Here is a 15,366-nt window from a genome sequence, read left to right on the forward strand (position 1 = left end):
CGGGGTGCCAGCCATCGCGATCCGGCTTACAGCGCTTTGCCTATCCTGATTGCCGCCGCGACATTACGCGCCGTCATGCGCACATTCCGTTCCGCGCTGGCCAGCGCCTCCTCCAGAGAACAGATGCTGAACAGTACGCTATAGACCGCATCAAGACCGTGCGCATGCACAACGCCCACGTCAGGCGTCAGGCTACCGGCAATGCCAATCACCGGCTTATTGAACTGTTTTGCAACCCGCGCCACGCCGACCGGTACCTTGCCATTCACAGACTGACTGTCGATGCGCCCTTCCCCCGTGATCACCAGGTCGGCATCTTTGACCTGCTCCGCCAGCCCGAGCGCTTCCGTCACGATTTCGATGCCGCTGCGCAGCTCAGCCTGGCAGAAGGCGTGCAGCGCGGCGCCCATACCGCCCGCCGCGCCACCGCCTGCAATATGCAGCACGTCAATATCAAGATCGCGCTGAATAAGTGAAGCGTAGTGTGCCAGCGCCCGATCCAGCTCTGCTATCTGCGCCGGATTTGCGCCTTTCTGCGGACCGAACACCGCCGATGCGCCTTTTTCACCGGTCAGCGGATTGGTGACATCGCAGGCGACTTCAAAGCGGCACGCTCTAATCCGTGCATCCACTCCGGTGATATCAATCTGCGCCAGCTGTGCCAGCGCAGCACCGCCCGGTGCCAGATCGCTGCCGCTGTTATCCAGCAGACGGACACCCAGCGCCTGTATCATTCCGGCACCGCCATCGTTGGTGGCGCTGCCGCCTATGCCAATAATGATGTGCTCTACGCCGCGATCGAGTGCGTTTTTAATCAGCTCACCGGTCCCCCATGAGGTGGTAATCAGCGCATTGCGCTGCGCCACCGGCACAAGTTCCAGCCCGCTGGCGGCCGCCATCTCAATAAACGCGGTGCGCTCGTCCCCTGACAGGCCATAAAACGCTGCAACGGGATCGCCCAGCGGGCCGGTCACGGTCAGCCGGACCAGCATACCGCTGGTGGCGGCAACCATTGCCTCAACGGTGCCTTCACCGCCGTCGGCAACCGGAATTTTGACATACTCGGCGGCCGGGAAAACCTCGCGGAAACCTGCTTCAATCGCGGCAGCCACATCCAGGGCAGACAGACTCTCTTTGTATGAATCGGGTGCGATGACAATTTTCATAGGCAATCCAGGCGCGATGGTTAACGTAACGGTATGCTGCTTTGCTTATGCAGCCTGTTCTCCGGCCTCCGCAGACGCCGGAGAGCGGCTTCACCGGGCTATCTCAACCTGCGCTAACGTCTCATAATAGCAGGCCAGCGCACTGTGGTCGGCGGAGCCCTGTCCGCTGGTTTTCAGCGCCTGCATCATCTCCATCACCGCGGCCGTCAGCGGCAGATGTGCGCCAATGCCGTGAGATGTATCCAGTGCGTTCGCTAAATCTTTAATATGCAGGTCAATACGGAAACCCGGTTTGAAGTTGCGATCCAGCACCATGGGCGCTTTGGCATCAAGCACGGTGCTGCCTGCCAGTCCGCCGCGGATCGCCTGATAAACCAGTTCCGGATTCACACCCGCTTTGGTTGCCAGCGAAAGCGCTTCAGACATGGCTGCGATATTCAGCGCCACAATTACCTGATTTGCCAGCTTGGTTACATTGCCGGCGCCGATATCACCGGTATGCACCACCGAGCCCGCCATCGCTTTCATAATCTCAAAGCATTGGTCGAAGATCGCTTTATCGCCACCCACCATGACAGACAGTGTGCCCTCGATCGCTTTTGGCTCACCGCCGCTGACCGGTGCATCCAGCATACGGACCCCTTTTTCCGCCAGCGCATCATGGATCTCGCGGCTGGCCAGCGGGGCGATAGAACTCATATCAATGACAATCAGACCGGGCTTTGCCCCTTCAATGATGCCGCCTGCACCCAGGCAGACTTCCTGCACCTGCGGCGAATTCGGCACCATGGTGATCACCACATCCACCTGCTCTGCGACCTCTTTGGGTGTTTTTGCCACCGTAGCGCCCAGCGCTGCCAGCTCCGCCTCATTACCGGCATTGTGATCGCGTACTACCAGCGTGTAACCCGCTTTGACCAGGTTTTTACTCATCGGTTTGCCCATAATACCGAGGCCGATAAATCCAATTTTCATTGCCTTCCCCTTTCTGCGTTACAGTTTAAATTTGTTGCACAGCGCCTGCGTGGCGTTGCGAAAAACCCCGAGATCGCTGCCGACGGCAACAAAGGTGGCACCCCATTCCAGATAGCGCCGTGCATCCGCCTCTACCGGCGCCAGGATGCCACATGGCTTGCCTGCTGCTTTAGCGCGTTCAAACAGGTATTGAATGACTTTCAGCACCTCAGGATGCGCTGGCTGGCCCAGATAGCCCACCGCGGCTGAGAGATCGCCCGGACCGACAAAAATGCCGTCCACGCCGTCAACGGCCGCGATCGCATCGATGTTATCCACCGCCTGCTGCGTTTCGATCTGCACCATCAGCGTGATGTTGTCGTTAATCGTGGCGTTGTAATCCGGCAGCGTGCCGTACATGTTGCTGCGGTGCGAAACCGACACGCCGCGGATGCCCGCTGGCGGATAACGGGTGGAGGCAACGGCGCGGCGCGCCTCCTCTTCCGTCTCCACAAACGGGATGAGAAAGTTATAGAAGCCGATATCCAGCAGGCGTTTAATGATCACCGGCTCATTGCACGGCGGACGCACGACCGCCGCGCTGCTGCTGCCTTTCAGCGCCATCAGCTGTGGTACAAAGGTGGTGATATCGTTGGGCGCATGTTCGCCATCCAGCACCAGCCAGTCAAAGCCTGCCAGCCCCAGCACTTCAGTGGTCAGCGGACTGGCAAGGGCGCACCAGCTGCCAATAAGGGTCTCTCCTGCCAGCAGACGGCGGCGAAAGGTATTTGGCCACGCATTACTCATTCTGTTTACTCCTGTATTTGACGGCAGGCTCCCTTACAGAGAGCCTGAAGCGTTAGCGCACCAGGCAGGGACGCTTATTATCAAAAGTCCAGTCCGGTACCAGGAACTGCATCGCCTGAGCGTCATCACGCGCACCCAGTCCATGTTTCTGATACAGCGCGTTTGCCTGCATCACCTGGTCCATATCCAGCTCTACGCCAAGCCCCGGCTTTTGCGGTACCTGCACCATGCCGCCTTTAATGACGAATGGCTCTTTGGTCAGACGCTGGTTGCCCTCCTGCCAGATCCAGTGAGTGTCGATAGCGGTAATCGCACCCGGTGCGGCGGCGGCAACGTGGGTAAACATCGCCAGCGAGATATCAAAATGGTTATTGGAATGCGAACCCCAGGTGAGGCCAAAGTCGTGACACATCTGCGCCACGCGCACTGAACCCTGCATGGTCCAGAAGTGCGGATCGGCCAGCGGGATATCCACCGACTGCAGCGACAGCGTGTGGCCCATCTGCCGCCAGTCAGTAGCGATCATGTTGGTCGCAGTCGGCAGACCGGTGGCGCGGCGGAACTCTGCCATCACTTCACGGCCGGAATACCCCTGCTCTGCGCCACAGGGATCTTCAGCATAGGCGAGCACACCTTTCAGCTGTTTACCCAGCAGAATCGCCTCATTCAGTGACCAGGCTCCGTTGGGATCGAGCGTAATGCGCGCCTCCGGGAAGCGTCTGGCGAGCGCGGTAACCGCCTCCGCCTCTTCGCCGCCGCGCAGCACGCCGCCTTTGAGTTTGAAATCGTTAAAGCCATATTTCTCATACGCGGCTTCAGCCAGCCGCACCACTGCATCGGGCGTCAGCGCCTCTTCATGACGCAGACGATACCAGTCGCACGGGTCATCCTCCTGGCTCTGGTAGGCGAGCGAGGTTTTGCGACGATCGCCGATATAGAAGAGGTAGCCGAGCATCTCAACGCGGTCGCGCTGCTGTCCATCGCCCAGCAGTGATGCGACGTTTACGCCAAGGTGCTGTCCGAGCAAATCGAGCAGCGCCGCTTCGATACCGGTTACCACATGGATAGTGGTGCGCAGGTCAAATGTCTGGCTGCCGCGCCCGCCCGCGTCGCGGTCGGCAAAGGTGCTGCGTACCAGATTGAGGATATTTTTATATTCGCCGACGGTTTTTCCGGTCACCAGCGCGGCTGCATCCTCCAGCGTCTGACGGATCTTTTCGCCGCCCGGTATCTCGCCCACACCGGTATGGCCGGCGTTATCTTTGATAATGACAATATTGCGGGTAAAAAATGGCGCGTGCGCCCCGCTCAGGTTGAGCAGCATGCTGTCACGTCCGGCAACCGGAATAACCTGCATCGCGACGATTTTAGGGGTCTGACTCATTTTCTGCTCCTTATGTATGACGGCGCCCAAACGCCGGACGCTTGCGATCAAATGACCAGCCGGGAACCAGATACTGCATTGCGGTGGCGTCGTTGCGCGCGCCCGCCGGCAGTGATTTATACAGTTCATGCGCCTGCTGCAGACGATCCCGATCCAGCTCAATGCCCAGCCCCGGTTTATCCGGCACGGCAATTTTGCCGTTGCGGATCTGCAGCGGCTCGCGCGTCAGGCGCTGATCGCCCTCCTGCCAGATCCAGTGCGTGTCAATCGCGGTTGGCTTGCCCGGAGCGGCGGCACCCACGTGGGTGAACATCGCCAGCGAGATATCGAAATGGTTGTTGGAGTGGCAGCCCCAGGTGAGACCCCATTCATCGCAGAGCTGCGCCACGCGCACTGCGCCGCTCAGCGTCCAGAAGTGGGGATCGGCCAGCGGGATATCGACCGCGTTGAGCATCACGGCGTGATTCATTTCGCGCCAGTTTGTGGCGATCATGTTGGTGGCAACCGGCAGTCCGGTAGCGCGGCGAAACTCCGCCATCACTTCGCGCCCGGAGTAGCCCTGTTCCGCGCCGCAGGGATCTTCTGCATAGCTCAGCACATCCTGCAGGCCTTTGCAGAGGCCGATCGCCTCGTCCAGATGCCAGGCGCCATTGGGATCGACGGTAATGCGCGCCTCCGGGAAGCGCTGCTTCAGCGCCACCGCCGAGGCGATCTCCTCTTCACCCGGCAGCACGCCACCTTTGAGTTTGAAATCTTTGAAGCCATATTTATCCTGCGCTGCCTCTGCCAGACGCACCACCGCCTCCGGCGTCAGCGCCTCTTCATGCCGCAGCCGGTACCAGTCGTGGCTGCCGGCCTCACCGCTGCGATAAGGCAGATCGGTTTTATGGCGATCGCCGATATAAAACAGATAGCCGAGCACGGTCACCTCATCACGCTGCTGACCCGGCCCGAGCAGTTCTGCCACCGGCACGCCCAGATGCTGCCCCAGCAGATCCAGCAGCGCCGCTTCCAGCGCTGCCACCGCGTTCACACGCAGTTCAAAAGTCCAGGCCCCGTTGCCAAAGGTGTCAAAATCTGCAGACTGATTGCCCTTATGCACCTGCTGCACCAGCCGGTTCATACGCGCAATCTGCTGGCCCTTAACCTGGGGTACTGCCGCCAGCAGCGTCTGATAGATTGTGTCGCCGCCCGGTGCCTCGCCCAGTCCGGTATGACCGGCGCTGTCGGTCAGCACCACAATATTGCGCGTAAAGCAGGCGTTGTGCGCGCCGCCAATGTTAAGCAGCATACTGTCGTACCCGGCAACCGGGATCACCTGCATGTCGGTGATGACAGGCGTACTTTGCGTACTCATTTCGGCTCCTTATACGGTTTCAGCTCAACGCGTTTAATGTCACCGGTGATAAACAGGAAGCTAAAGGCGGCGACAAAAGCGTGGATCCCGACATACACCAGCGCCCCCTCAAACGATCCGCTGGTGGCGATGATGTAACCAATCGCGATAGGTGTGACGATACCGGAGAAGTTGCCAAACATATTGAACAGGCCACCGCTCAGGCCACTGATCTCTTTCGGTGCGGTATCAGCCATCACCGCCCAGCCCAGCGCACCAATGCCTTTTCCGAAGAATGCCAGCGCCATGAACAGCACCACCACCCATTCCGTTTCGGTGTAGTTACACATCACCATGCTGATAGAGAGCAGCATGCCGATAACGATTGGCGTTTTGCGGGCAATATTGAGTGAGCCGGTTTTACGCATCAGGTAGTCGGAAATAACCCCGCCCAGCACGCCGCCGAGGAAGCCGCAAATTGCCGGAACGGAGGCAATAAAGCCCGCTTTCAGAATCGACATACCGCGCGCCTGCACCAGATAAACCGGGAACCAGGTAATAAAGAAGTAGGTCAGCGCGTTGACACAATACTGGCCAAGATAGATGCCCCACATCATGCGGGTAGAGAGCAGCTGTTTGATCTGATCCCACTTCTCACCGCGGCTGACTTTGCGATCGGCTTTTTTCGCATCCATATTGATCAGCGCGCCGCCCTGCTCCATGTACTCCAGCTCCGCCTTGTTCACGCCGGGGTGGTTGTTGGGATCGTGCATCACTTTCAGCCAGATAAAGCTCAGGATGATGCCGAGGCCGCCCATAAACCAGAACACATGCGCCCAGCCGACTTCAGAAACCAGCCAGCCCATGATGGGCGCGAAGATCACCGTGGCGAAGTATTGTGCCGAGTTAAAAATGGCGACAGCGGTTCCGCGCTCCTGCGCCGGGAACCAGGCCGCAACAATGCGGCTGTTGCCGGGGAATGAAGGTGCTTCAGCCAGACCCACCATAAAGCGCAGCAGGAACAGCGAAATCACAATGCCAAAGCCGCTGAACAGATCGACAAAGCCCTGCAGAAGGGTAAACAGCGACCAGAGGAAAATACTCCAGAAGTAGACGCGCTTGGATCCGAAGCGATCCAGCAGCCATCCGCCCGGGATCTGGCCGATCACATAGGCCCAGGAGAAGGCGGAAAAGATATAGCCCAGTCCGACAGAGTCGAGCCCGATATCTTTGGACATTGCCGAACCGGCAATGGAAATGGTGGCGCGGTCGCCGTAGTTGAATGAGGTGACAATAAATAACATCACCACGATCCAGTAGCGGGCGTTGGTACGTTTCTGCACCGCCTCTGCCGTCTGGCTGTAACTATTCATGATGCACTCCTGAAATATAGCGAACGCTACATTCACTCTGACTGCATACACATCGCGTTGGGTATCAGAATGATGTCGGGTTAAACACGGCGATTGTTGTTATGGCGAACGTTGATGCGTCGTGACAGGTAACCAAACCTTTGAGAACGGAAATCAGTATAAAAACAGCCCGTCGCTGAAACACTGGAAGAAAGCCCGACAATTCAGCCGAAACAAAAAAGATTTTGTGGCATATGCACATCCTGCTGCGTGATGGCTCACGAAATGCGGATGACAGTGCCATAAATGTACAAAAAACAGACAGCCGGAGAGCGCTTTGTGAGCACCTTCACTTGCTTTTGGTTAAAACCACCAAATCGGGCAAAGAAACGGGCTAAAAGCCGGACAGTTGCACAATGCGCTGGCGGGCGTGTGCTGCTTATACTGGAGCTGGCTGACTTTGATGACGTGACCAGAACCTCTATTTATCGCCCTGCAATGTACAGTGCGGCTACCCGGAAGGTGAGCAATGAACCGACCCGTTACAGAAAAACCACTCTATATAAAAGTCCATGAAGCGGATAACGTTGCGATTGTCGTCAACGACCAGGGCCTGCCCGCGGGTACACGCTTTGCAGACGGGCTGCAGCTGACGGAACATGTGCCCCAGGGGCATAAAGTTGCGCTGGACGATATTGCGCAGCATGCACCGATTCTGCGCTATGGCGAAGTGATCGGCACGGCGCTGCGCCCCATCATGCGCGGCAGCTGGATAGATGAGTCGCTGGTGGCGCTGCCCGAGGCGCCGCCGCTCAGCAGCCTGCCGCTGGCAACTAACGTCCCGCCCGTGCTGCCGCCGCTGGAAGGCTATACCTTTGATGGCTATCGTAATGCAGACGGCAGTGTGGGAACCCGCAATCTGCTTGGCATTACCACCAGCGTCCACTGTGTGGCGGGCGTCGTGGATTATGTTGTGCAGCTTATTGAACGCGATCTGCTGCCGCGTTACCCCAACGTTGATGGCGTGGTTGCGCTGAATCACCTGTATGGCTGCGGCGTAGCGATTAACGCGCCGGCTGCCGTCGTGCCGATCCGTACCATTCATAACCTTGCGCTGAATCCCAATTTCGGCGGCGAAGTGATGATTGTCAGTCTCGGCTGCGAAAAGCTCCAGCCGGAGCGGCTGCTGACCGGTACGCCTGATGTACAGGCGATCTCGCTGGATGATAACGATATCGTGCGCCTGCAGGATGAGCGTCACGTCGGCTTTGGCGCCATGGTGGATGAAATTCTGCAGGTTGCCGAACGGCATCTGAAAAAGCTTAACCTGCGCCGGCGGGAGCCCTGCCCGGCGTCTGAGCTGGTGGTGGGCACCCAGTGCGGCGGCAGCGACGCGTTTTCCGGCGTAACGGCCAACCCGGCGGTGGGATTTGCCTCCGATCTGCTGGTACGCTGCGGCGCCACGGTTATGTTTTCTGAAGTAACTGAAGTACGCGACGCAATTCATCTGCTGACGCCGCGCGTGGTCAATGAAGCGGTGGGCAAACGCCTGCTGGAAGAGATGGCGTGGTATGACGACTATCTGCATCAGGGACAGACCGATCGCAGCGCCAATCCCTCACCGGGCAACAAAAAAGGCGGACTGGCAAACGTGGTGGAAAAAGCGCTGGGATCGATTGCAAAATCGGGCCGCAGCCCGATTGCTGAAGTCCTGTCGCCAGGACAGCGCCCTACGCAGCGCGGGCTGATTTACGCGGCCACACCTGCCAGCGACTTCGTCTGCGGTACGCAACAGATGGCTTCCGGCATTACGCTGCAGGTGTTTACGACCGGACGCGGCACGCCTTATGGTCTTGCGGCGATCCCGGTGATCAAGATGGCGACGCGCAGCGCGCTGGCCCGGCGCTGGCACGATTTAATGGATATCAACGCCGGCACTATTGCTACCGGTGAAGAGAGCATTGAGCAGGTGGGCTGGCGTCTGTTTGAGCTGATTCTGGAGATCGCCAGCGGTCGTCAGCAGACCTGGTCCGATCGCTGGGGGATCCGCAACCAGCTGGCAGTGTTTAATCCGGCACCGGTGACGTAATAGCGCTACAGCCGTGAATACCGGGCCGCCATACAGGGCGGCCCTGCTCACTACAGCAGCTTACCCCAGCTCTCCACCCACGGCGTCGTCACGCTTTCAGGTTCCGGATGCTCAATGGCATCTACCATCAGCACGTCACCGATACGCTGCGCCTGCTGCGCCTGGAGCGTGGCATCAAAGGTTTTTCCTGCGCCGCAGAAGTGCTGATAGCTGCTGTCACCCAGCGCAATCACACCGTAGCGCAGCGCTGGCTGGTAGCCGAGATCATCATGGATTTGTGCATGGAGACGGGCAATATTATCCGGCAGATCGCCCTGCCCCGTTGTTGAGGTTACAATCAGGACGACCTCGCTGCTGTACGCCTGCCACTCCGCCAGCGTCGGGTCCTCGAATACCGCTACCTCATGCCCCTGCGCCTGCAGCACCGGCTGCGCCTCTTCGGCGACCAGCAGTGCATTGCCGTAAACCGTGCCTGTAAAAATGCCAATCTTTGCCATCTTGCTGCTCCTTTACGCTGTTGGCTTATCCTGAACTGCCTCAGCGTCAAACTCAACCCTGGGAACCTCCGGTAACCGATCCTGCCAGCCGAACTGCTGCAGCATCTGCTGCCATATCGGATCCAGCCCGGCACGGATCACCAGCGGCTCTCCGGTAAAAGGATGCGTCAGCGACAGGGCGCTGGCGTGCAGCATTAAACGATCAAGCCCAAAATGCGCGGCCGCGCCACGATTCTGTCGCAGATCGCCATGGGCGCTGTCGCCAATAATCGGGTGGCGCAGATGCGCCATATGACGGCGCAGCTGATGCTTGCGCCCGGTGCGCGGCGACATCTCCACCAGAGTGTAACGGGCACTGCTGTATTTACCGATTGCCACCGGCATTTCTGTCTGCGCCAGCGCCTGATAATGCGTGACCGCGGGCTGTGGTGCGCGCGGTTCAGCAGAAAATTTATCCGCGATCTTATCCAGCTCTTCCAGCAGCGGATAATCCAGCGTGGCCGTGCCATCCAGCCAGCCACGCAGTACGGCGTGATAGGTTTTTTGTATCTGATGCTGTTCAAACTGCTGTGCCAGTAAACGTCCCGCCTCGCTCGACAGCCCCATAAGCAGTACGCCGGAGGTCGGGCGATCAAGCCGGTGTGCGGTGAATACGTGCTGACCAATCTGATCGCGCACCGTTTGCATCACCACCACTTTCTCTTTGCGATCGAGCCAGCTGCGGTGAACCAGCCAGCCTGCCGGCTTGTTCACCGCTACCAGCCACTCATCCTGATAGATAATCTCCAGCATCAGCGCGCTGGCTCCGCAAACAGCGCATCAAGCTCACGCAGCGTGGTCAGCAAATCGGCATAGCCGGGGGTAACGGGAGTGAGAGCCACTTCATAATAGGGCGCGACGGCGAAGCCCGCCGGCATTGGTGCGCCGGAGGCGATCAAGGCTGACATACGCGGGATCAATACCCACTGCAGCCACTCCAGTGGAGCCATGGTATCAAGGCAGAAAGGCTGGTCGCTGTTAAACGCAGCCGCGTCAGGGGCGCTATGTTGCCAGTAATCGTGTTCGCGCATGACTGCTTCGACCTGCTGCAGTCGTTGAGTAATAGTGTGCGTCGACATAGGTTGCCTCCGTGAAATAATGGGCGGCAAGCATATCACTCGTCACCGATGGCGTAAAAAGCGCATAAAAAAAGGGAGCACTGTTATTAACAGTGCTCCCGGTTCGTTGTGCAGCATTCCCGCCACCGCAGTGCTCCCTGCTCATCCGTGACAACTCTTCCTGCGCTTTCCATTGCCTGTCTTCATGACAGCATCCTTAGCATCCTGGCTCGCCCTGCTCCGCACGGCTCACATTCTCCATCCTGGAGGTGTCCCTTACTCACTCCTGAGTGTCCTGCTTCATCCTGAAGCCTTCCCTGTGACGCAAACTCCGTTACGTTCCCGCCTTCCTGGCTGACATTCTCCTGAACGTCACTCTGTCCATAGCATCCTGCTAACGGGGGGTATTCTCTCAAAAATCGCCACAATAACAAGTAAGCATGAGCCATTAATCGATCAAGTATTGTCTCAATTTTCAGATTGATACCATAACTCTATGATTCACAATATCTTTACATTTCGCGTTTCTGAAAGGTTTATGCATAAAATGTCAATCTCGCACAAACTTTGTAAGAGATCTCTTACAGCACACTTCAGATATCAGGCAGCTGGTTCGATAACAGGTTGTATATCATCAAGAAATGTACTGATGCAGGGTGAAAGAATTTCACGTTTATTACGCCCCGGCTCTTCCAGAATAACTTCACCGGTAAGATTGCACACCGCCACCATCTCCTGCTCTGAATCGGTGGTGGCAATAAACAGCGTCGGACTCTGTTTCAGACGTCGCTTCATAATCAGGTGGCCAATCAGATTCTCCTGCAGCCGGAGAAAGTCCTCTTCGCTCCATACCTGCAGCAGTGTTAACCGGCGCTGCTGCAGGCGGGCATGCATATCGCCGGCAAACTGGGTGGTGTAAAACGCAGTAATATCAGGCTGGAGCTGAATATCCAGCGCCCGCTCTACTGCATCCAGGCCCGACGACGGTGAAAAAGGCTGCGGCTGCCAGAGGACGCGGTCATCAACGGTGCTGATGATACAGGGCGAAGGGATCCCCATAAGCTCACTGCTGGCAGGATAGTGTCCCTGCTGCTGCTGCCAGAGATCGATATAACGGGTGGTAAACGCACGCAGTGCGCCGGCGGTGGGCTGCATCATTCATCTTCTCGCTGGTGATCGGTTACACTTAGCCACTTTGATCCAAGTTGTGGTAACCATTATGTCTTCTGAACACCCAAACCAGGCATTAAGCGGCCTGACCCTGGGCAAATCTGTCGCCTATGTTGATGAGTACGATAACACGCTGCTGCAATCTGTGCCGCGCAGTCTGAACCGGGAACCTCTCGATCTTTTTCCGGATAACCTGCCGTTTCACGGCGCAGATATCTGGACACTGTATGAGCTTTCATGGCTAAACAGCAAAGGTGTGCCGCAGGTCGCGGTCGGCGAAGTGGTACTGGATGCTGACAGCGTAAATCTGATTGAGTCGAAAAGCTTTAAACTCTATCTGAACAGCTTTAATCAGACCCGCTTTGCAGACTGGGGTGATGTGCGTCAGACGCTGGAGCGCGATTTGCGTGCCTGCGCCAGCGGTAACGTCAGCGTAGCGCTGTTTCGCCTGAGCGAGCTGGAGAGCCAGCCCATCGGACAGTTCAGCGGCAGCGTTATCGATGAACAGGATATCAGCATCAGCGATTACGGTTTCAATGCCGGACATCTTGCGCACGCCGCAGGCAATGAAATTGTTGACGAGACGCTGGTGAGCCACCTGCTGAAATCTAACTGCCTGATCACCAACCAGCCCGACTGGGGCTCGGTGATGATTCGTTATAAAGGCCCGCGTATCGACCGCGAGGCGCTGCTGCGTTATCTGATCTCTTTCCGCCAGCACAATGAGTTTCATGAGCAGTGCGTGGAGCGCATTTTTAATGACGTGCAGCGTTTCTGCCGGCCAGAGGCGTTAACCGTTTATGCGCGTTATACCCGCCGCGGCGGTCTGGATATTAACCCGTGGCGCAGCAATGTTCCCTTCACGCCCGGCTTTTCGCGTCTGGCACGCCAGTAACAGAGTGCGAGGCACCTCGCAGGCCGTAGCAGGGATGCGCGGTTCCTCTTGAGCAATCACAACCGGGAGCGTTAATCTGTCTGCGGCGTTAAGCGTAAAGCGTATGCGACCAGGGATTTTCGTCACTGCGCTCAGCAGATTAAGCGCAGCGTCATTAGTCACGCTATGGCGTGTAAAGGAGTTCTTTTGATTACACATATCAGCCCGCTTGGCTCGATGGACCTGCTTTCCCAGCTGGAAGTGGACATGCTGAAGCAGACAGCCAGCAGCGATCTCTACCAGCTTTTTCGCAACTGCTCCCTTGCAGTGCTTAACTCCGGCAGCCAGACAGACAGCAGTCATGAGCTGCTCTCCCGTTTTGAAAATTTCGCTATCAACGTCCTGCGCCGCGAGCGCGGCGTTAAGCTGGAGCTGATCAATCCACCGGAAGAGGCGTTTGTGGATGGGCGAATCATCCGTTCACTGCAGGCAAACCTGTTTGCCGTGCTGCGCGATATTCTGTTTGTTAACGGTCAGCTTGCTCTGCCGGAACGCCTCGCCGGTCAGGCTGACGATTCGGCGCATATTACCAATCAGGTTTTCTCGATACTGCGCAACGCGCGTGCGCTGCACGTAGGGGAATATCCTAATACCGTGGTTTGCTGGGGTGGTCACTCCATCAACGCGGTGGAATATCAGTATTGCCGTAATGTTGGCACGCAGATGGGGCTGCGCGAGCTGAACATCTGCACCGGCTGTGGCCCGGGCGTAATGGAAGCGCCGATGAAAGGCGCGGCGGTCGGTCATGCGCAGCAGCGCTATCATGACAGCCGCTTTATCGGCCTGACTGAGCCCTCCATTATCGCCGCTGAACCGCCTAACCCGCTGGTTAATGAACTCATCATTATGCCCGATATTGAAAAACGCCTTGAGGCCTTTGTGCGTATCGCCCATGGCATCGTGATCTTCCCGGGCGGCGTGGGTACCGCCGAGGAGTTTCTCTACCTGCTTGGCATTCTGATGAATCCGCAGAACAGCGAGCAGGTACTGCCGCTGATCCTCACCGGGCCTAAGGAGAGCGCCGACTATTTCCGCGTGCTTGATGATTTCATCGTCAATACGCTGGGTGAGCAGGCGCGTAAACACTATACGATCATCATTGATGATGCCGCCGAAGTGGCGCGCCAGATGAAAAAAGCGATGCCGCAGGTAAAAGAGCATCGTCGTGAAACCGGAGACGCTTATAGCTTTAACTGGTCTATCCGTATTGCGCCGGATCTGCAGGTGCCTTTCCTGCCGACCCACGAAAACATGGCTAACCTCAACCTGTTTCCGAATCAGCCGGCGGAAAAACTGGCGGCTGATTTACGTCGCGCTTTCTCCGGTATCGTGGCCGGAAACGTTAAAGAAATCGGTATCCGGGAGATCCGCGAACGCGGCCCCTATCAGCTGCGCGGTGACGCCGATCTGATGCATCGGATGGATGAGCTGCTGCAGGGCTTTGTGGCGCAGCAGCGTATGAAACTTCCGGGCAGCGCTTATATCCCCTGCTACGAAATCATCAAATAACCCTTCAGGAAGGCAGCCTGCGGGCTGCCGCTTATCGCTTCTATGGCACTACATCTGTTAATCATTGATGCGCTGAATCTCATCCGGCGCCTGCATGCCGTTCAGGGCTCTCCCTGCCGTGACGCCTGTGTTGCGGCACTGCATCAGCTGCTTGGTAACACGCGCCCCACGCACGTGGTGGCGGTATTTGACAGTCCGGAACGCCAGCCTGGCTGGCGTCATGCGCTACTGCCGGACTACAAAGCGGGACGACCGCCAATGCCAGAGGATTTGCAACAGGAGCTGCCGCTGCTGCAGGAGGCTTTCCGCACCGCAGGCGTCAGCTGCTGGATCGCCGGGCGCGATGAAGCAGACGATCTGGCCGCCACGCTGGCGGTAAAAATGGCGGAGGCCGGGCATCAGGCCACTATCGTTTCCACCGATAAAGGGTATTGTCAGCTGCTGGCGCCCGCTATCCGCATTCGCGACTATTTTCAGAAGCGCTGGCTTGATGTGCCATTTATCGCGCAGGAATTTGGCGTTACACCGGCACAGCTGCCAGATTACTGGGGTTTATGCGGCATCAGCAGCAGTAAGATACCGGGCGTCTCCGGTATTGGGCCGAAAAGCGCGCGCGAGCTGCTGGCACAGTTTGGTTCACTGGAGGGGATCTATCAGCAGTGGGAACAGGTGCCGGCAAAGTGGCAAAGTAAATTGCATACCCAGCGTGAAACAGCCGACATTTGCCGGCAGGTTGCCACGCTGAAGCGCGATTTAGTGCTGCAGGGCAACCTTAATACGCTGCGCTATCAGCCAGGATAAACCGCGGTACACCAGGGACGCATAAATGCGCCCCCTACGCTCGGATCCGTAGGGGCGCCATTAATGGCGCCCGTATTGATGCACGTGCGGGACGTAATGACGCCATTCATGGCGCCCGTATCGATACGCGCACGGGACGTGATGACGCCCGTGGTTCACCCGGTGATATGACCGCAAACACCAGGAACGCATAAATGCGTCCCCTACGCTCGGATCCGTAGGGGCGCCATTAATGGCGCCCGTATTGATGCGCGTGCGGGACGTAATGAC

Annotated in this window: 14 protein-coding genes; 4 read left to right on the forward strand and 10 right to left on the reverse strand. The window is 57.6% G+C overall.

Features of this window, described 5'->3' with window-relative positions:
- Window positions 1-26: 26 nt before the first annotated feature.
- The 6 genes from SB719_RS17600 to SB719_RS17625 form a co-directional block, all read right to left on the reverse strand.
- Window positions 27-1,166 carry a glycerate kinase gene (locus SB719_RS17600; protein ID WP_412159523.1) on the reverse strand — a complete coding sequence of 380 codons (1,140 nt, stop codon included), beginning with the start codon at window positions 1,164-1,166 and terminating at the stop codon, window positions 27-29.
- Between the two features lie 90 nt (window positions 1,167-1,256).
- Complete coding sequence (garR, locus tag SB719_RS17605) at window positions 1,257-2,141, reverse strand: 2-hydroxy-3-oxopropionate reductase (RefSeq protein ID WP_065648310.1); 885 nt, start codon at window positions 2,139-2,141, stop codon at window positions 1,257-1,259.
- A gap of 18 nt (window positions 2,142-2,159) precedes the next feature.
- Window positions 2,160-2,927: a 2-dehydro-3-deoxyglucarate aldolase gene (garL, locus tag SB719_RS17610; RefSeq protein WP_314687670.1), complete on the reverse strand. Its 768-nt coding sequence runs from the start codon at window positions 2,925-2,927 to the stop codon at window positions 2,160-2,162.
- A gap of 52 nt (window positions 2,928-2,979) precedes the next feature.
- Complete coding sequence (gudD, locus tag SB719_RS17615; RefSeq protein WP_065648309.1) at window positions 2,980-4,311, reverse strand: glucarate dehydratase; 1,332 nt, start codon at window positions 4,309-4,311, stop codon at window positions 2,980-2,982.
- Between the two features lie 10 nt (window positions 4,312-4,321).
- Complete coding sequence (locus tag SB719_RS17620) at window positions 4,322-5,668, reverse strand: enolase C-terminal domain-like protein (protein ID WP_065648308.1); 1,347 nt, start codon at window positions 5,666-5,668, stop codon at window positions 4,322-4,324.
- Window positions 5,665-7,020: an MFS transporter gene (locus SB719_RS17625; RefSeq protein WP_065648307.1), complete on the reverse strand. Its 1,356-nt coding sequence runs from the start codon at window positions 7,018-7,020 to the stop codon at window positions 5,665-5,667. The genes SB719_RS17620 and SB719_RS17625 overlap by 4 nt, the downstream gene beginning before the upstream one ends.
- Before the next feature lie 508 nt (window positions 7,021-7,528).
- Here SB719_RS17625 and garD point away from each other — a divergent pair.
- Complete coding sequence (gene garD, locus SB719_RS17630; RefSeq protein WP_065648306.1) at window positions 7,529-9,088, forward strand: galactarate dehydratase; 1,560 nt, start codon at window positions 7,529-7,531, stop codon at window positions 9,086-9,088.
- Window positions 9,089-9,138: 50 nt separating this feature from the next.
- Here garD and SB719_RS17635 read toward each other — a convergent pair whose 3' ends face one another.
- From SB719_RS17635 to syd, 4 genes are all read right to left on the reverse strand, one after another.
- Window positions 9,139-9,585, reverse strand: a complete 447-nt coding sequence (locus SB719_RS17635) for a flavodoxin (protein ID WP_065648305.1) — start codon at window positions 9,583-9,585, stop codon at window positions 9,139-9,141.
- A gap of 12 nt (window positions 9,586-9,597) precedes the next feature.
- Window positions 9,598-10,377 (reverse strand): tRNA pseudouridine(65) synthase TruC, encoded by a 780-nt coding sequence (gene truC / locus SB719_RS17640; protein ID WP_065648304.1) that lies wholly within the window; start codon window positions 10,375-10,377, stop codon window positions 9,598-9,600.
- Entirely contained in the window at window positions 10,377-10,703 is a 327-nt protein-coding gene (locus SB719_RS17645; RefSeq protein ID WP_065648303.1) for a YqcC family protein, read from the reverse strand. Before SB719_RS17645 ends, truC begins: the two co-directional genes overlap by 1 nt.
- Before the next feature lie 579 nt (window positions 10,704-11,282).
- Complete coding sequence (gene syd / locus SB719_RS17650) at window positions 11,283-11,840, reverse strand: SecY-interacting protein (protein WP_292968602.1); 558 nt, start codon at window positions 11,838-11,840, stop codon at window positions 11,283-11,285.
- 61 nt (window positions 11,841-11,901) lie between these two features.
- Between syd and queF the strand changes: the two genes are divergently transcribed.
- The 3 genes from queF (at window position 11,902) to xni (ending at window position 15,096) form a co-directional block, all read left to right on the forward strand.
- A complete protein-coding gene (gene queF, locus SB719_RS17655) occupies window positions 11,902-12,747 on the forward strand; it encodes an NADPH-dependent 7-cyano-7-deazaguanine reductase QueF (protein WP_292968603.1) in 846 nt (281 codons plus the stop codon).
- Between the two features lie 186 nt (window positions 12,748-12,933).
- Complete coding sequence (gene ppnN, locus SB719_RS17660; protein ID WP_039379917.1) at window positions 12,934-14,295, forward strand: nucleotide 5'-monophosphate nucleosidase PpnN; 1,362 nt, start codon at window positions 12,934-12,936, stop codon at window positions 14,293-14,295.
- A 42-nt stretch (window positions 14,296-14,337) separates the two neighbouring features.
- Window positions 14,338-15,096: a flap endonuclease Xni gene (xni, locus tag SB719_RS17665; RefSeq protein ID WP_065648300.1), complete on the forward strand. Its 759-nt coding sequence runs from the start codon at window positions 14,338-14,340 to the stop codon at window positions 15,094-15,096.
- The last annotated feature ends 270 nt before the right edge of the window (window positions 15,097-15,366 follow it).

It is taken from the genome of Pantoea sp. SIMBA_079, assembly GCF_046940275.1.
Lineage (GTDB): Bacteria > Pseudomonadota > Gammaproteobacteria > Enterobacterales > Enterobacteriaceae > Pantoea > Pantoea borealis.